This window comes from Undibacterium sp. GW821-FHT07F11 (genome assembly GCF_059418665.1).
The window spans coordinates 112,005-130,112 of the sequence record NZ_JBWKQH010000013.1 but is presented as its reverse complement, the minus strand read 5'-3'; the positions used below and the strand labels follow the sequence as shown (position 1 = coordinate 130,112).

Below are 18,108 nucleotides of genomic sequence, written 5' to 3'. Positions count from 1 at the left end.
GGCGGTTTTTCGTTAAGAGGTAGGTCGCTCATGAACAGCATTTCTACGGCGCTTCCCGGCGCTTCTAAAAAAATTCTGATTAGTGTATTTGGTTTGTCTGAGTATGAATTGCGTCTGGTACGCAGTGTGCTCAGCTTGACCATGGCTAGCGGACGCAAGCATTCCTATGCGCTGTTCGATGCCGGTCAGGCTGCTGACCCTGATATCGTCATACTCGACCCGGATAATAGCCAGGCCAGAGCGGCTTTGCAGGAACTTATAGCAACACGCAATATTCCTGAACCTGCCACGGTATTCATCTCCAATGCAGGGCAGGCGAAGCCAGGCAAATATCATTTATTGCATCCTCTGGTGCCGACCAAGATGCTGGCCTTGCTGGATCAGGTAGCAGATGAACTGGAAAAAGTTTGGCCAGCGGCATCTCCCGTCAGTACAGCAGTTGCTCAGAAGGCAGAAATGGACAAAGCAGCTATTGTGCAGCCTCTGCTGCAAAAGAATTTCCCGGCATCGGTCTTACAGACCGGTCACCGTGCTTTGATCGTGGATGACAGTCCTACTGCGAGAATCAAGATCGACCTTGAATTGCGCTCCATGAAGATCGCTTCCGACTGTGCAGAAACAGGTGAGCAAGCCCTGCAGATGCTGGAGAAAAAAACTTACGACATCATCTTCCTTGACATCGTCATGCCAGGCGCAGATGGCTATGAGATTTGCAAGATCATACGCCGTCATCCACAAACCAAACGTACTCCTGTCGTCATGTTAACCAGCAAGTCTTCTCCCTTTGATCGCATACGTGGTTCTTTGTCTGGTTGCAGCAGCTACCTGACCAAACCCGTAGAGCACCTTAAGTTCCGCGCAGTGGTGGAAAAGAGTCTCAGTGGCGGTGACGCCAGTCTGGGTCTGGACAAGGGGCATGGTCTGGCCATGGGAACCTGACACGAAGCCAAAGTCTGCATTTTTACCTCAGCCCTGAGGATCAGGGCGTTTCATCTACACATCTCGGGAGTACATCATGGGCATGAAAAAAGCACTCGTTGTTGACGATTCCACCACTGAACTGGCCAACATCAAAAGCATATTGACTGATGCCGGTTATGTGGTGGTCACCGCATCCAGTGGCAAGGATACTCTGGAAAAAGCCAAGGCTGAAAAACCCTCGATTATTTTCCTCGACATCGTCATGCCAGAGATGGACGGTTATGAAGCTTGCCGCAGCCTGACGCAAGACCCGGCAACCAAGGACATCCCCATCATTTTTGTCAGCAGCAAATCACAAAAAGCCGACAAGATCTGGGGTCAGTTGCAAGGCGCCAAAGGTTATGTCGCCAAGCCATATACCGCTGACCAGATTATTGATCAGCTCAAAATAGCTGCCTGATTTTTAATTGAGTCAAACCAAACCAGGGAGCTGTCATGAGCCAGTTCACTTCCAGCGATGCCGGGCAGTCTAAAGATTGGCTGCCACCCAGCGTTGCTCTGGAGCGCTTCACTCCGCCAGGTGATTTGCTGTGGAGCGATGTGGCACCGCTAGTTGAAAGAAAACGCTATGGCTACCGCGTAGGTTCACTGAATTTGCTGATCAGGGCTGAGATGGGGAGTGAAGTGATACGGCCACAGGCGCTTGCTCCCTTGCCTGGTGCTGCCGCATTTCTGCTGGGCCTGATCAATCTGCGCGGCAACCTGGTTCCCATCTTTGATCTGGGGCTGGTACTCAGTGGCCGCAGGTCTGAAGTCACTGCATCGAAATTGTTTTTGATACTGGACAAGGCAGAAAATGCTGTTGGCATGCTGATAGACAGTTATCCGCAACCGCTGACGGAATTGCGCACCATCACACAAATGCCGCAACTGCCAGCAACACTGGAAGCCCACGTACCAGCGGCCTTCGTCAAGGATGACAAGGTCTGGCTGGACTTCAATCATGAAAGTTTTTTTGAAAAACTCAGCCGTAGTGCTTAAAGCATAGAGCATAAAACTTTAAGCTAAATCTGGTTGAACCCCTTCTGTTGATTTGATCAAGCAGTCTTTGTTGATGTTTTTCTTGTGGAGAGCAAAATGAAATTACGTACTCCGAATATTGGTATCCGGCTCAGTCTGGGATTTACAGCGGTGTTATTGCTGTTGGCGGTAACGGCCTGGCTGGCGATGTCCAACCTCAAGAGCATCAATGATGGTACCCACCGTATTGTGGACGGCAGTTATCCCAAGGTTGTGCTGGCGTACAAGATGCTGGGTAACGTTAATGCCAATGCACGGTCCATGCGTAATATGCTGCTCCTGAATGATCAATCGGCAGTTGAAAAAGAACAGCAATTGATTTTGTCACGCAGACAAAATCAGGAAGAAAATATCGCCAATTTCGAAAAACTGATCGCCAGCGATGAAGAAAAAGGCATCTTCCAGACCGCGACAGAAGCACGTACCAAATACGGTGCATCGCAAAGGGAATTCATGCGACTGGCAACAGAAGGTAAAAAGACGGAAGCGACTGCCTGGCTGCTGGGTAATCTGCAAGCCGATCAGGAAAAATGGTTTTCTTCCATGGATAGCCTGATTGATTACCAAACCAAACTGGTGAACAGGGACGGTTCCGCAGCCGACAGCACTTATCTGAATGCAAAAAATGTGCTGGCCGTAGTGGCTGCGCTTTCCATCTTGCTGGCAGCCGGTGTTGCTTACTGGATGACGCGCAGCATCACCAAACCGGTATCGCATCTGATCGGCGTTATGCAGAAATTGACGCAGGGCGATGCCACCGTCAGGGCGCGTAGTAATCACCCTGATGAAATCGGCAAGCTGTCACGCCAGTTTGACAAGATGGTGGATGAACGTGAAGCCAGCCGCAAATCCATCGAAGATGAAAATGAAAAACTTAATGAATCTGTGCTGGTCTTGTTGCAGGCAGTGGCGCAACTGGCGAGCAGGGATCTGACAGTGAAAGTACCTGTGTCCGCTGATGTGACCGGCGCAGTATCCGACGCCTTGAACATGTTGACCAGTGAAACTGCCAAAGTGCTGCGTGATGTAAGTAATATTTCTGCCGACGTGACGGAGGCAACGCTGAAAGTGAAAGCCCAGTCTGACAACGTGATGGCAGCAGCGGCGGAAGAAAGGCTGGAAGTGGAACATACGACTTTGTCACTGTCGAATGCCTCTGAAGAAATGCGTAATATTGCCGACCTGGCTCAAACCTGCAACCGCGCCGCTGATAATGCAATACGCTCGACAAGGCTGGCGATGGATACGGTAAACAGCACAGTGGGTGGTATTAACAGTACCCGCGACATCATACGCGAAACAGAAAAACGGATTAAACGCCTGGGTGAACGTTCGCAAGAAATTTCCGGTGTGGTCGGCCTGATTAATGCGATCGCCGAACGTACTCACATCCTGGCCTTGAATGCGAGTATGCATGCGGCATCTGCCGGTGAAGCCGGCCGTGGTTTTGCGGTGGTTGCGGATGAGGTGCAAAGGCTGGCAGAAAATGCGCGGCAGGCGACGCTGCAAATTTCTGGCCTGGTCAATAATATTCAACTGGAAACATCAGATACGGTCAACACCATGAACTCGGCAATTGCTCAGGTGGTAGAAGGCAGTCGCCTGGCAGAACAGGCTGGTCTGCAAATGCAGGCAACCCAGAATGCGACTTCTGAACTGGTGGAATCGGTACAGCAAATTGCCATCAAATCCCACGGCCAGGCCAAGGCCAGTCAGGAGTTGCTGGACAGAGCGATACAGATCAAGAAAACCAATCAGGAAACCAGCTTGCAGCTTGATGAACAATCTGCACAAACCACCAATCTGGTGGAATATGCAAGGATGCTTTTGTCTACTGTGCGCGTCTTCAAACTGGCGGCCTGACACTACCACTCAAAACCTGCGCAAGGCTTTGCGCAGGTTTCTCTCTTTCCAACTTACCCATCTGAGGCAGTATGGAACAGCTAGAAAACCATGCTACAGATTTCAGCCATGTCGTCCTCGGTGCTCTGGATGAGGTATTCAATGCGCTGGAAACAGACGCCACCCATTCTACTGATGTTGCCATAGTCACCCGCGCACTGGCTTGTTATATAGAGCAATTGCGTCGTATACGCGCAGCAGCCAGTGCGGCTGACATGCCCGGTTTGCACTGGGTGTGTGCGCTGATAGAACGCAACCTGATCAGCCTGTATAACCAGAACCGCCGCCTCAGTGATGAAGAGTATCACTTGCTCAGTGAATGGCCGGATTTGCTGGCCAGCCATGCCCTCAATCATGGTGATAAAAATATAGAAACCCTGATAGATCATCTATCGACAGCCAGCTGGCCCCTGCCTTTGAGTCCTGGTGATTCTGGAGAATTGCGGCAGTTACTCAATACTGATCCGCTGACACCTGCAACTGAAGTAGAAGAGCCGCCTCCCTTGTTTCTGGTACCTGCCACGTCAGCGGCAATCGAGGATGAAACAGAGCATCAGGTCGATGTGCAGGCCGAAGATGAACAAAGCCTGTCAGAAGTTACTCAGCAAGAAATACCTCAGGCCCCAGATCAGCAAGCAATCTCAGCATTGCATGAAGTTCTTGATGCCCTGATCATGACGCTGGCAGCAGATGAACATTTTGGTCAGGGCGGTGCAACAGATGCGCTAACCCTGCAATCTTATGCGGCGCAGCTACTGGCATTCTCCAGTTATGCCACACAGCTCAACATGCATGCCGTGGCTGATGCCTGTCATGCCTTTGCCGATGTGCTCTGCCTGAGATCAGCGAGCGAAGATGTGCTTGCTGAACCCGAGCTGAGCGCATTACAGCGCTTCCCGCTCATGCTGATGGACAGCATAGCTGATGCAGAAAATCCTGAAGCAGCGGCGAACTTGCTGGATGTGGTTTATGACCCAGCATGGAACAGACTGGAACCGGTCAGCGGGGCACACTACACTGAGCTAGAAGAAAACGAGCAAAGTGATCAAATTGATCAAAATGATCAAGCCGGTCAGGAGTCCAGCATAGCCGTGCAAGAAATCAGCAGCGACATGCTGGCACTGTTCGCCAAAGAATTTAGCCTTATGGGCGATATGCTGGCAGAAGACCTGGCAGCAGTCGTGGCAGCGGGTGATGATGAAGAACTGCGCAGTCTTGCGCTGCAAAATTATGTTGAAGCCTTGTTGCGCATTGCCACTACTTCCGAATCCATAGGACTGACTGCGCTGCATAAATTCTTGTCGCTCTTCGCTGGTGTAGTGGCGGCTCAAGCCCAGGCACTGGATGAACAGCAAGCCAGCCTGCTTGGTGAGTTACCAGCCAGGTTAAATACATACCTGAATGCGCCCAAAGAAGAAATCGCTGCGCTGGAACTACTGTCACTGCTGATGGATCCTTGCTGGTCACAGGCAACAGTCATGGATGGCCATGAATCCCTGTTTTCCGAGCTGATCAATATCAACCTGATAGAAGACAGTCATGATGAAGAAGATGTCGCTGTTGCAATCACGCAAAGCGATGTTTCCATACAATTGCCTGATGATCTGAATACCGAATTATTTGACGGACTCTTGCAGGAATTGCCGATACAGGTAGGCAGTTTTACCAGTGCCATAGAAAAATTTTCCAATGGCGCGGGCAGCATGCAGGATGTCGAGCAAGCCAAGCGCGCAGCGCATACGCTCAAAGGTGCCGCCAATACCGTGGGCATAGCTGGTATCGCCAACCTGACCCACCATCTGGAAGACTTGCTGATTGCGCTCAGTAATAAACAAAGCCTGCCAGATCAGGCATTGGCAGCACTGTTGACTGAAGCAGGCGATTGTCTGGAAGCCATGGGTGAAGCCGTAGTCGATGGCGGTACTGCTCCCGCGCAATCACAGCAAGTCTTGCAGCAGGTTTGCGACTATGTCAGGTACATGAACAGTGGAGAATTTGTGGCACATAGTGAGCCGGTGCCAACGGCTTCGCTTACCGAAAATGTATCAGCTACCCCATCTGCCGGCGCGATACTGGACCTGGTTGAACCAGGTTCACATGCTGCTGAGCCTATGTTGCGCGTACCTGCAAAAGTAGTCGATGAATTGCTGCGCCTGGCCGGTGAAAATGTCATCTCGAATGCGCAAATCCAGGAACAATTGAAACAGACCCAGAAACAATCCAAGGCCATACAAAAGCATGACATCCTGTTCCAGAAGCTGATCGCCGACCTGGAAACCCTGGTCGATGTGCGCGGCATGAGCAGCCCACAGAAAAAGGCCAGTATAAGTACTACTGATGGTGATTTTGACCCATTGGAGTTTGAACGCTACAGTGAGCTGCATACCATCACAGCGCAATTGGTGGAAGCACGCACCGATGCCTTTGAAATGTCTAATCACATAGACGAACAATTGCATGGTCTGGCGGAATTGCTGGAAGTGCAGCGCCGCCTGCAAATGGAAAACCAGCATGCCGTCATACGCACACGTCTGGTACCGGTAACGACTATCGTATCGCGCCTGCAGCGCAGTGTACGTCAGACTTGCCGTTTGCTCGACAAGCAGGTCAACCTGAACATCCTGGGTGCAAATACCAATATCGACAGCAATATGCTCAATGATCTGACCGATCCATTAATGCATATCCTGCGCAATGCAGTTGACCACGGTATAGAGACAGCAGCCAGCAGGCTGGCTGCGAGCAAACCAGCAGATGGCCTGATAGAACTGAGCTTTGCCCGTGAAGGCAATTCCATTGTCGTGCGCTGCAAGGATGATGGCGCTGGCCTTGATTATGCGGCGATACGCCGTACGGCCTTGAAACGCAAGATGATCAGTGCCGAACGCATCCTGTCTGAAGAAGAGTTGGCCAGGCTGATCCTGGTGCCGGGTTTTTCTACCCGCGACAGCAGCACCCAGACTTCTGGCCGTGGCATAGGCATGGACATGGTGCATGCACGCATACTGGAAATGAAAGGTTCGCTGAACCTGCGCTCAATCGCAGGCCAGGGCCTGGTGGTGGAATTACGCCTGCCCGCCAGCCTCTTGTCCGAACATACCCTGATGGCGCGCGTGGCTGGCCACATGATGGCAATATCCAGCCGCCGCATCATCGATATCCACTACATCACCGATACACAAATCGATACGCTGGCTGACCAGCCTGTCTATCGTGTTGGCGATGCCGTGCATAAATTGTTGAAGCTCGATAGCTTGCTGGGCATGCAGGACCATCGCAAGGAAGCACGCAGCTATGGCTATCCTGTCCTGCTGGTCAGTACCGATACCGGATCAACCTGTGCAATACAAGTGCAGGAACTGGTCGATGGCCGTGAAGTCGTGGTCAAGAAATTTGGTCGCTATGTACCAAAAATCCAGGGCACGATAGGTGCGGTCATTCTGGGCGACGGCAGTGTTGCGCCGGTCATCGACTTGCCTGAATTATTGCGCGCATCTACCCAGCAGTATGTCAATATGGATGATGCCCATGCTGGCTTGCCAGCGCAGGCAAGTTTGCAGGCAGCACATGTGCGTACCGCACTGGTGGTGGATGATTCCTTGTCCGCCCGCCGCGCTACTGCGCAGATCATGCGTGATGCTGGTTATGAAGTGCGTACCGCCATTGATGGCCTTGATGCAGTTGCCATCCTGGATGAAATAATACCTGATGTGATTCTGGTGGATATGGAAATGCCACGCATGAATGGCCTGGAACTGACCAGCCATGTACGTGCACGCAAACTCGACAAACGTATCCCCATCATCATGATCACTTCACGCTCTACGCAAAAACACAGGCAACAGGGTGATGCTGCGGGGGTTGATGCCTATCTCGTCAAACCCTTCAGTGAAGATGCCTTGCTGCAGCATATTAACCGTCTGACAGGAGCCTGATCATGGGCGCGATGATGCCGGGGATGAAAACAGAAGTGCGTAACCGCCTGTTGCTGCACATCGATGGCATGCAACTCATGTTGCCACAGGGAGATGTCTGCGCAGTGGAATCGGTGGCGGATTTGCAGAGTCAGGATACCGTCGCACCAGCAGTTGGCCGCATTCTTTACCTGGGACAAAGCTGGCCGGTGTTAAGCTTGAATGGTGAATTGCAGACTTTGAACAGCATACCGCCAGCACGCCGCGCCTGTGTCATGCTGGCGACTGGTAAAGGTTTTCTTGGTTTGCTATGTGATGATGTCAGGGTGCTCAATCAACAGTCAGATGCTGACTATGCCTTGCCTGTTGCCATGCGCACGGCCAATACACCCATACAGGCAATCATGCCCTTTGAAAATGGTCTGGCCTGTCTCAGCGATGCCAGGCATTTATTGCAATATGGTGGATTTGCACAAATCACGTCTGTTCACCAGGAGATACAACATGCCTAGCGCAAATGCCTGGTTACTGGATGTCGGCGATGGCAGGCAGGTTGCCATAGGCCAGCGTGAACTGATACAAATCATGGATGCGCAAGACAGCTTTGAAGTACCGTTGGCACCAGCATATATGCGGGAAGTGATTTTCTGGCAAAAACGTGCCGTACCCGTCATGCAATTACCCGTGCGTCTGGGTGGCAAGGCTTGCACCGGCAATATCCTGGCGCTGGTGGCGTTTCATGATACGGTCAGCAACGCTGCTGGCCTGGGTGCCATACACCTGGCAGCACCACCTGTACGTGTGCTGGTCGATGATAATCAGGCCAGCAGTCTCGATGAAGCAGGTTGGGAAGATATGGCGATTTCCTGTTTTGAGCAACAGGGGCAAAGCATACCTGTGCTGGATTTGAGCCGCCTTTTTTCTGCCGCGCATTAGTGCTGAGTAAGCATGCGTTGCTTACTCACGCAAACCATACCTGCGCATCTTGTTCAGCAATCCAACGCGTGAAATACCCAGTTGTTTTGCTGCATGCGTATGGTTGCGCTGGTTGTCATTCAGCGCGCCGATGATGAGGCGCTTTTCCAATGCAGCTACCTGTTCTTCCAGTAAACCGGAATCCACCACAGGTGCATCGCTTGCGACCTCACCGCAAGCCAGTGCCAGGTCATCAACGACGATTTCATTCATCTCACCCGCCAGTGCCATTGCAGTTTGCAGGCAATGCTGCAATTCCCTGACATTACCGGGCCAGGCGTGGGATACCAGCCATTCCTGCGCCGCTGCCGTCAGGCGTTTTGGTGGTGTTGATCTGGCCGCAATCGCCTGGGCTATCAGGGCGATGTCTTCTGCCCTGTCTGCCAGCGCCATGGTGCGCATCTGTATACCCTTGAGACGGTAATACAAATCATCCCTGAAGCTTTTTTCTTCGACCATGACCGCCAGATCACGATTGGTGGCTGCGACTATGCGCACATCGACACGCAACTCTGCGCGTGCGCCTATGGGAAAGAAGCTGCCAGACTGCAAGAAGCGCAGCAGCTTGACTTGCATGGGCAAGGGCATTTCACCTACCTCATCGAGGAATAGCGTGCCGCCATCAGCCGCAGCGATCAGCCCTTTGCGGTCGCGGTCGGCACCAGTGAAGCTGCCTTTGCAGTGACCAAATAATTCACTCTCGAATAATTCTGCGGGTATGGCACCGCAATGCACAGCAATAAATGCTTTGCCTGCGCGCTTGCCCTGGGCGTGCAGTGCGCGTGCCACCAGTTCCTTGCCAGTGCCGCTGGGGCCGGTAATCATGACTGGTACATCGGTAGGCGCAATGCGGCGTATCAGCGAGCGCAATTCCGCCAGTTCGGCACTGATGCCTATCAGGCCCATGCTATTGTCGTCTGGCAGGGCGCGGGCGCGCCATTGTGCGAGTTCACGTTCCAGACGGCTTTTGTTTAGCGCACGATCTACTACGACGCGCAAGATATCGGGATCAAGTGGCTTGGGTAAAAAGTCCCAGGCCCCCAGGCTGATGGCACGTAGCGCCAGTTCACGGTCTGCATGACCAGTCATGACGACCACGGGTGCAGGTGCGAAAGCGGGCAATAGTGCCAGGCCCTCATCGGGCGTGAAGCTTGGCGGCAAAGCCAGGTCCAGCAAGACCAGGTCAAAGCTGTTCTCCGCCAGCAATGCATGTACCTGTTCTGCCGTGGCAGCGACCTTGACGATATAACCCAGGCTGGCCAGCCAGTTGCCACACAGGCGTTGAAAGGCTGGTTCATCATCAACCAGTAAAATAGTTTGCATGCTCATGGTGTCATGGTGATTTGGGTAGATAAAATTCAAAACAGCAATTCCAGCCCGGGTAAGTGATCAGCGCAACGTTGCCGCCATGGGCCTCCACCAGTCTGCGCACTATCGCCAGGCCCAGGCCCGTACCACCGGGGCGGCGACTCTTGAAAGCCTGGAACAAATCGGTTTTCTGTTCCGCCGGTATGCCGGGGCCGTTATCGCAGATGCGCAGCCTGAGCATCTGCTTGTCTGTCGTCGCTTCGATGTGGATGCGGGCATCTGGTCTGCCGCGCAACATCGCCAGTGCATTATTGAGCAGATTATTGAGGATTTGCTCAGTGCGCATGCGATCTATATTGCCGCGTAAATTTTCTTCGATATCGCGGCTGATTTGCACGCTGTTCGCCATGGCAGCAGGGCGTAATTGCGCCACGATGTTATCAATCAATTCTGCGACATCCGCAGGCTGACAATTCAGGCGCACTTCACCGGAATAACTGAGCAAATCCTGTATCAGATGATCGGCTCTTTCTATCTGCTCGCGTATGTCATTTCGTACATCAGCGGGGCAAGAGATGGCAGCCATACTGATGATGTTCAGGGGGTTGCGCAATTCATGGGCGACGGTGGCTGCCAAGCCACCCAGTTCCGTCAGATGTGCTTGTTGCAAGCGCTGTTTTTCCTGATCTGCATAACGCAGCAACTGATCCAGGCGCCCGGCTGCTGCAGCCAGCAGGGCACCGAATACTGCGCCGACTCTTTGTACACTGGGGGTCGCTCCCTCCCAGTGGCGCAATTCGTAATGCCATTCTGTATGAGCGGCCTGTGCTTGTTGTCGGTAACAGATGACAGATGGTTGTTCAGCAGCGCTGCTGCCAGGTTCGCCATCACGGAATAGCAAGACAGGCATGGGCTGGCGCAGATGGGTTTCCAGCAATGCAGAGGCAACCGCTTCCAGCTCTTGCCAGCTGGCCGCTGCTTCCAGTTGCAGGCGCCAGTTGCTCAGGACTGCCGCCTCCAGATGTGCACCGGGGAAGATCAGTTTCTCCATAAAGCTGCGCATGGGTCTTTCCAGTATCAGCATCATGAGCAGCATGCCAGTGCCCAGAAGCCATAACTGCCACAGTGGCAAGGCCGCCAGTGGGCTAAAGCCGGTTTGTGCCACCAGGCTCAGCACCAGACCCGCAATAGCTACCGTCAACAGACTCAGGGCCAGCCAGGCCAGGAAGCGGTTTGCCCAGAGGTTTACTGCCATCATGTCATAACGCAATATGCCTAGTACCAGCAAGACTGCATAAAAAGGCAGCAGGATGACGCTGTAGGGGAAGACAGGTATGCCAAACGAGGCATTCAAAAACATGAGAGTAGAAGCCGAACCCCAGACCCCGGCCAGGCAAACTGCCAGGATTTGCCCCCGCTTCTTGGGTGCTGCGGCAGGCCATGCCATCAGCAAGAGCAGGTAAGCCCAGGTACTCAGGCCACTGACAAAGATGCCAGGTATCCAGCCCCAGGCTGGAAATATGTAATAGCGTTTGAATGCCAGCCAGGGCAAGAGGCTGCCCATATCGAAAATGGTAATTCCCACCACCACCAGCAAAGCGACTGCATACCAGGCGATGATGCGTGCTGGCCGCAAACGACCCAAGAAGCGCAAGACAAAATGCAGGAAGAACACAGCATTCACCGGGCCGGTATTGACCAGCATCTTGCCCAGTTCACTGGTCTTAGCATCACCCAGATTGATGGCCAGTTGCCCTGTTGCCCACAGGCCTATACCCACGCAAAACAGCGCCAGCGCCTTCATGCCTGGCTGTTGCCCTGCCTTTACCCACAGCCAGATAGCCAGCAAGGGGCTGATGATGCCTTGCAAGGCGAGTGAGAAAAAATAAAGTCCGTAGGCGTTCATCAAGGGTAACTGTCAACAATCTTGATAGTAAATTTCGGTCAACTATATAGCAAGCTTACAGTTTTGCTGAGGCATAAATTGAATTTTCTTAAAAAACAAGGGCTTATGAAAAATTCCTGACTGGCACGCGGCTTGCGAATAAGGAGACAGGCAGTTTTCATACCTGGCACCCAAAAAAAGCCGGAACCAATCAAGCGGAGCAGGAAAAATCATGACCTCAACTACATCAAGCTTCCCACATTTCACTTTGCTGACCAGAGCCAACTGGGTCAAGCTCAACCGGATCCTGGCCTGGGCCATGCTCATCACGCCTGTGCTGCAATTTTTTGTAGAGGCAAACCTTGCTTACGCCTTGTTAGCGGATTTTGGCCTCTTGCTCGCGCATGGGATTTTGTCGCTGATCTTGTTTGGCATCCCCAAAGTCAAACGGCAAAAATTTACATTTTCCATGCATGTGATGGGTTTTCGTTGGCATATCTTAAGTCCGCGCAATGAATTCCTGTTGACTGGCTACCGCATGGCCCAGGCTATGTCTGTGTTGCCATTGTTGTTCATTCCTGGTGCCAGATGGCTGGCATTGCTCTTGTTTTACCCATCACTGAGGATGCCATTTTCTTTCATACAGCATTTGTACAGAGCTATCAGCTTTGCTTTTCAGCGCTGGAGTATCAAGCATCTCGACGCAAGCCTGGTCGTGTGCATTTACCTGTTCTTTTTCATCGCCAACTTGCTACGCGCCTGATCAGGAGCAGGAACATGAGCCATAGCGTTATCCTGACTGATACGGTATTTCACGTCGCCCGCGGTAGTGCAGTCCTACTCCAGACGCAAATCGCCGTAAGCCCGCTCAACCGCCGTCAAGCTGGTTTGCCGAATCTGAGCAGTCTTGGCCTGGACTTGTTGAATGCCAGTAAATTGCAACACCTGATCTGGCCAGTGCTACCTCTACTGACCCTGGCTGTCTATGCCATGGTTTTTTCCATGCAGTATTACCTCTTGTTGCCGCTGGTTTTCGTCTTGCATTTTTTGGTATCAGTCACTTTTACCCACGATGTATTGCACGGTGCTGCTGGTTTCAAGCCACGCAGCACAGAATGGGTCTTGTTTGCCATGAGTATTTTGTTGCTGGAAAGTGGCCATGCCTTCCGGCAGGCGCATTTGCATCACCATAGCCATTGCCTGGAGCATGATGACTTTGAAGGCAGCCCCGCACACATGAGCTTGCTGGGCGCACTGAAAGCCGGGCCTACCTATCTTGCACGTCATTGGCTGCATGCCTACCGGCTTGCTAAAAGCCCGGTACAAAAGCGCTGGATGCTGACCGAACTGTGCGCTGCCATCCTGGGTATTGTGATTGCCATACTGGTCTTGCCCTGGACTGCTGCGCCGCTGGCTTATTGCGTATTCATGTACATAGGCTCTTGCCTGTATCCGGTCACAACCGCCTGGTTGCCGCACTTCAAGCCTGATAGCCGCATACTGGGACAAGCCAGGAGCTTGCGTGGCAAGATCATACCGGCCTTGTTGTTCAATCTTTCTTATCATCTTGAACATCATCTATACCCGCAAGTGCCCAGCTATAACTTGCCGCAACTGGCAGAGAGACTGGACCCGTATTTCGCCAGACTGGGCGTTGCGGTATTGCATGTGGTTTGAGTTGGTTTTTGGCACAAGTAGAAATACGGGGGAGGTTCAGGCTTTCGCTAGCTTGGAGGTAAAATGATGTTATCGCCTGCCTTTACTGGTGCCCAAGGAAAAACAAAATGAATGCATCACTACCCAAGCAAGTCAAAATCGTCGAAGTAGGTCCGCGTGATGGCTTGCAAAATGAAAAAGAAAGTATCCCTGCCGAAGTCAAGATAGAGCTGGTGAACCGCCTGACAGCGGCCGGCTTTGTGAACATAGAAGCAGCTTCTTTTGTGTCGCCCAAGTGGGTGCCGCAAATGGCTACTTCGGCTGAAGTCATGGCCGGTATCACGCGCAAGCCGGGTGTCATTTATTCTGTGCTAACGCCGAATATGAAAGGTTTTGAAGCGGCATTGGCAGCTGGTGCGGATGAAGTAGTGATTTTCAGTTCAGCCTCGGAAGCCTTTGCACAAAAAAACATCAACTGCTCAATTGCAGAGTCAATAGAACGCTTCCGCGAAGTGGCCGAAGCCGCAAAAGCAAACAAGATACGCTTGCGCGGCAGTATCTCTTGCGCTTTCGGTTGCCCTTACCAGGGTGAAGTCGCCGTTGATAGCGTCTCGGATGTAGTGCAGCGTTTGCGTGACCTTGGTTGCGATGAAATCGACATCGCTGACACCATAGGTGTGGGCACCGCGAGGCAAGTGCAAAACGTCATGCAGCGCGTCGCACAGGATTTTCCTGTTGCCGCTTTGTCCGGTCATTTCCATGATACCTATGGGCAAGCACTGGCGAATATCTACGCGAGTCTCGAAGTCGGCATTTCCATCTTCCATTCATCCGTTGCCGGTCTTGGTGGCTGCCCCTATGCCAAAGGCGCGACTGGCAATGTATCGACTGAAGATGTGCTCTTCCTCATGCAGGGGCTGGGTATACAAACTGGCATCGACCTCAATGTTGTGGTTGATGCGGGGCAATTTATTTCTGCACATCTGGGGCGCAAGGCAGTCAGCCGTGCTGGCAATGCACTGGCCGCGAAACGCCTGGCCTGATTGTTGGAAGCGGGCAAGGTGGGAGAAATGGGCGATATGTTTTGACCTTTCGCTCATCTTTGCTATAACTAAGCAGGAGGCTTTGCATCCTGTTCTTGCCTTGCATCTATAATTTCCCCATTGCAGCCTCCTGAGATTTTTTACAGGAGGCCATCATGCGCCGTCGTCTTTATTTCATGCTTCCCACTATTCCTGCTGCCAGAGCCATGCTCGATGAGTTATTGCTGGCACGCATAGAGGAAAGATATATCCATTTCCTGGCAAAAGACAGTTTGCCCAATGATATGCCGGAAGCCAATTTTTTCCAAAAAACCGATCTCATCCATGGCATGGAACTGGGCATGGTGGTTGGTGCTGCCACCGGTTTATTAGCAGGTAGCCTTTTACTGATTTTCCCGCCAGAAGGTCTGGAGATGCGTACCATCGCCTTGCTGGTCGCCGCATTTGGCGGTGCCGTATTTGGCTCCTGGGTATCAGGCATGGCTGCTGCTGCCATACCTAACTCCCGTCTGAAAGCTTTTGAAAGTGAAATTGAAGCCGGGCAAGTTTTACTCATTGTTGATGTACCGCTGAGTAAAGTAAAACAGACCGAAGAGATGATGGCCAGCAAACATCCTGGTTTTCGTTATGGTGGAGTGGAGCCGCATATTCCGGCTTTTCCCTGAGGCAGGCTTGCTGAATTTGTCTTATTGAATCAGTCTTGTCCTGATCTTCAGGGCAAGACTTCTACCCCGCGCCAGAAGGCTATGTAGCCGTTTATTTCTTTTGCGGCGTCCTTGGGCTCAGGGTAATACCAGGCAGCATCGGCATTGACTTCGCCATTGACGACGACATCGTAATAGCTGGCCGTGCCTTTCCAAGGGCAAACGGTGTGCTTGTCACTGTCGCGCAAGTGTTCGGGATTAACGCGGCTCCTGGGGAAATAGATATTGCCTTCGAGCTTCACAATCTCGCCATCACTGGCCTGGGCAATCACTGCATCTTTCCATTTCGCGGTAGGCATAGAACTATTCCTCAATAAGTGAACGGGCCAGACGCAGCCCCGTCAATTGCCAGCGTGCCGTTGCCGGAAAAAAATTCCTGTAAGTGATACGGCTATGGCCTGCTGGAGTGAAGGCAGAAGAGCCGCGCAAGACATATTGGTTGACCATGAATTTACCATTGTATTCACCGACCGCACCTGCTGCCGGAACAAAGCCGGGGTAGGGGCTGTAGCTGCTACTGGTCCATTGCCAGGCGTGATCAAATAACTGGCTCAGCTGGCCTTCCAGTTCATGTTGCTGTGCTGCGTATTCCCATTCAGCTTCTGTGGGCAGGCGTGCCCCAGCCCAAGTCGCAAAGGCGCTGGCTTCGAAGTAAGAGATATGGGCCAGGGTCTGTTGCGGGTTCAGCGGCAACAGGCCATACAGGCCAAATTCCTGCCAGTCCTTCTCGAAATCATAGCGCCAGTACAGTGGGTGCCGCAGGTCTTGCTGCTGGACCCAGTCCCAACCTTCGGCCAGCCACAGGGCGGGGTTTTGATAGCCGCCGTCTTCTATGAATTCCAGGTACTCCGCATTGCTGATCAGACGTGTCGCCAGCTGGTAAGGCTCAAGAAACTGGCGGTGCCGCGGCCCTTCATTATCAAAGGAAAACTTCTTACCCTCATGACCGATGCCACACAGGCAGGCATCATAATTTTGCCAGCTCAGGGTTTGCGATACTGGCAGGGGTTTGAGCACGTCAGTGGCGGGATACATGGCCGGGAACAAAGGGTTGCATGACAGCAGATGCTTGATATCGGTCAGCATCAATTCCTGATGTTGCTGTTCATGTTGCATGCCCAGTTCCAGCAAGGATGCAAAGCGGGTGTCGCTGAGTTTATCCTGGCAGCGCAGCATACGTTCATCCACATTGCGCCTGTAGGCAAGCACTGTATCCAATGATGGCCGCGTCAGCAAGCCGCGTTGCGGGCGTGGGTGTTTGTCACCGACACCGTTGTAATAGGAATTGAAGAGTACCCTGAAGTCGGTGTGAAAAGCCTGGAAGCCGGTTTCAAACTGTTCAAGTATGAAGGTTTCAAAAAACCATGTCGTATGCGCCAAATGCCATTTGATCGGGCTGGCGTCAGGCATGGATTGGGCCATGCAGTCTTCGGCAGACAAGGGTGCGGCGATAGCAACTGAACGTAGCCGGATTTCTTGCCAGCGTTCAAATATGCCTGCTTCCTGCATGGTTTGCCCTCGTATAGGGTTAAGCAGCTTTGGCATGGATGATGGCGAACCATTCATTTTTGTCAGTCCAGTGACAGCTATGCGAAAAGCCGGCGTCGGCCAGCAAGGCATTAAAGCCCTGTATGCTGTATTTATAACTGTTTTCCGTGTGTATGTGTTCACCCTTGATAAAATTTCTTTGCCCGCCCGGCCAGGTGACCTGGATATCTTCCCTGGCGCGCAAATGCATCTCTATGCGGGATTTTTCTGTATTGAAGAATGCCTCATGTTGCCACTGGCTGACATCAAAATCAGTATGCAGCAAATGATTAATGTGGCGTAACAGATTCAGGTTAAAGGCAGAGGTGACACCCAGGCTGTCGGCATAAGCTGCATCCAGCAAGGACTTGTCCTTGATCAGGTCTACTCCTATCAGTATGCCACCAGTGCGGTCACACGCGGCGCGCAAATGACAGAGAAATGCCAGCGCTTCTTCAGGCTCAAAATTTCCTATCGATGAGCCAGGGTAAAAGAACAAGCGCTGGTCGCGCCTTACTTCTGCGGGCAATTTCCAATCCTGCGCCAGGTCCAGGCCCAGCGCCGTCATTTCTATGTGCGGGAAGCGTTGCTGCAGCCTGCCAACGGCATCCTGTAAATGATGGACAGAAATATCAATGGGCACATACTGGTCAGGGTGCAAGACCGGGAACAGGCGTGCTGCTTTGGCGCAATTGCCAGCCCCCAGGTCTATCAGGCTGCCGCCTGTGCCTATGCTTTGTGCCATGTCCGCCATATGCTGGGTAAAAATTTCTGCTTCAGTGCGGGTGGGATAATATTCTGGCAGTACGCAAATGGCTTCAAACAAGACCGAGCCTACCGCATCATAGAAATACTTGGGTGAGGTATGGGCGGCGTTGGCGAGCAAGCCGTTTTCCAGCTCGCGGATGATGTGGGGTGGCGTGGTGCGCAGGCTATTGGCAGCGTTGCTCAAGCTATTGGATTCGGACATGATGTTGGGGCTAAGAAATTCAATCGGCAGGCCAGTATGGTTCTGGTCTGTTCTTGATACTCAATACGGCCTTTCCTTCAGCCCGCCTTTATGCGGAGCTTGTCTTGGAGTCTTGTTGTGGACTCTGGTGTGGCACAGTGTACAACTTATTGTTTAAAAAATCTTGCAGCAGGATTTGCTCGGGTGGTTTTCCTACAAATTGCGGTAATCTTAGTAACGTAAT

General features: G+C 52.3%; 16 protein-coding genes. 11 read left to right on the top strand and 5 right to left on the bottom strand.

Annotation, left to right across the window (positions count from 1 at the left end):
* Nucleotides 1-30: 30 nt before the first annotated feature.
* The 7 genes from AC07OI_RS27635 to AC07OI_RS27605 all read left to right on the top strand — a co-directional run bounded on the left by AC07OI_RS27635 (nucleotide 31) and on the right by AC07OI_RS27605 (nucleotide 8,753).
* On the top strand, nucleotides 31-939 hold the full coding sequence (locus AC07OI_RS27635) for a response regulator (RefSeq protein ID WP_492708491.1): 909 nt from the start codon (nucleotides 31-33) through the stop codon (nucleotides 937-939).
* A 76-nt stretch (nucleotides 940-1,015) separates the two neighbouring features.
* Nucleotides 1,016-1,381, top strand: coding sequence for a response regulator (locus AC07OI_RS27630; RefSeq protein WP_422952007.1), 366 nt, complete (start codon nucleotides 1,016-1,018; stop codon nucleotides 1,379-1,381).
* Nucleotides 1,382-1,416: 35 nt separating this feature from the next.
* A complete protein-coding gene (locus AC07OI_RS27625; RefSeq protein ID WP_495259385.1) occupies nucleotides 1,417-1,962 on the top strand; it encodes a chemotaxis protein CheW in 546 nt (181 codons plus the stop codon).
* Between the two features lie 96 nt (nucleotides 1,963-2,058).
* Entirely contained in the window at nucleotides 2,059-3,864 is a 1,806-nt protein-coding gene (locus AC07OI_RS27620; RefSeq protein ID WP_492708495.1) for a methyl-accepting chemotaxis protein, read from the top strand.
* Nucleotides 3,865-3,935: 71 nt separating this feature from the next.
* On the top strand, nucleotides 3,936-7,838 hold the full coding sequence (locus AC07OI_RS27615; RefSeq protein WP_495259384.1) for a hybrid sensor histidine kinase/response regulator: 3,903 nt from the start codon (nucleotides 3,936-3,938) through the stop codon (nucleotides 7,836-7,838).
* Between the two features lie 2 nt (nucleotides 7,839-7,840).
* Nucleotides 7,841-8,329 (top strand): hypothetical protein, encoded by a 489-nt coding sequence (locus AC07OI_RS27610; RefSeq protein ID WP_492708499.1) that lies wholly within the window; start codon nucleotides 7,841-7,843, stop codon nucleotides 8,327-8,329.
* A complete protein-coding gene (locus AC07OI_RS27605; protein ID WP_492708501.1) occupies nucleotides 8,322-8,753 on the top strand; it encodes a hypothetical protein in 432 nt (143 codons plus the stop codon). The genes AC07OI_RS27610 and AC07OI_RS27605 overlap by 8 nt, the downstream gene beginning before the upstream one ends.
* Before the next feature lie 21 nt (nucleotides 8,754-8,774).
* Here the strand turns inward: AC07OI_RS27605 and AC07OI_RS27600 are convergent, their stop codons facing one another.
* Complete coding sequence (locus tag AC07OI_RS27600) at nucleotides 8,775-10,115, bottom strand: sigma-54-dependent transcriptional regulator (protein WP_495259383.1); 1,341 nt, start codon at nucleotides 10,113-10,115, stop codon at nucleotides 8,775-8,777.
* A gap of 10 nt (nucleotides 10,116-10,125) precedes the next feature.
* Entirely contained in the window at nucleotides 10,126-12,006 is a 1,881-nt protein-coding gene (locus tag AC07OI_RS27595) for an ATP-binding protein (protein ID WP_495259382.1), read from the bottom strand.
* Between the two features lie 211 nt (nucleotides 12,007-12,217).
* Between AC07OI_RS27595 and AC07OI_RS27590 the strand changes: the two genes are divergently transcribed.
* From AC07OI_RS27590 to AC07OI_RS27575, 4 genes are all read left to right on the top strand, one after another.
* Nucleotides 12,218-12,748, top strand: coding sequence for a hypothetical protein (locus AC07OI_RS27590; protein ID WP_495259381.1), 531 nt, complete (start codon nucleotides 12,218-12,220; stop codon nucleotides 12,746-12,748).
* A gap of 14 nt (nucleotides 12,749-12,762) precedes the next feature.
* Complete coding sequence (locus tag AC07OI_RS27585; protein ID WP_495259380.1) at nucleotides 12,763-13,662, top strand: fatty acid desaturase family protein; 900 nt, start codon at nucleotides 12,763-12,765, stop codon at nucleotides 13,660-13,662.
* A 107-nt stretch (nucleotides 13,663-13,769) separates the two neighbouring features.
* Nucleotides 13,770-14,684 (top strand): hydroxymethylglutaryl-CoA lyase, encoded by a 915-nt coding sequence (locus tag AC07OI_RS27580; protein WP_495259379.1) that lies wholly within the window; start codon nucleotides 13,770-13,772, stop codon nucleotides 14,682-14,684.
* Nucleotides 14,685-14,839: 155 nt separating this feature from the next.
* The gene (locus tag AC07OI_RS27575) at nucleotides 14,840-15,349 is read left to right on the top strand and encodes a DUF1269 domain-containing protein (RefSeq protein ID WP_492708513.1); all 510 of its coding nucleotides are present in this window, start codon (nucleotides 14,840-14,842) and stop codon (nucleotides 15,347-15,349) included.
* A gap of 47 nt (nucleotides 15,350-15,396) precedes the next feature.
* Here AC07OI_RS27575 and AC07OI_RS27570 read toward each other — a convergent pair whose 3' ends face one another.
* From AC07OI_RS27570 to egtD, 3 genes are read right to left on the bottom strand one after another with little or no spacing between them, the layout of a single operon-like run.
* Nucleotides 15,397-15,687, bottom strand: a complete 291-nt coding sequence (locus AC07OI_RS27570; protein ID WP_492708515.1) for a DUF427 domain-containing protein — start codon at nucleotides 15,685-15,687, stop codon at nucleotides 15,397-15,399.
* Nucleotides 15,688-15,691: 4 nt separating this feature from the next.
* Nucleotides 15,692-16,897, bottom strand: a complete 1,206-nt coding sequence (gene egtB, locus AC07OI_RS27565) for an ergothioneine biosynthesis protein EgtB (protein WP_495259414.1) — start codon at nucleotides 16,895-16,897, stop codon at nucleotides 15,692-15,694.
* 19 nt (nucleotides 16,898-16,916) lie between these two features.
* A complete protein-coding gene (gene egtD / locus AC07OI_RS27560) occupies nucleotides 16,917-17,885 on the bottom strand; it encodes an L-histidine N(alpha)-methyltransferase (RefSeq protein WP_495259378.1) in 969 nt (322 codons plus the stop codon).
* Nucleotides 17,886-18,108 lie beyond the last annotated feature (223 nt).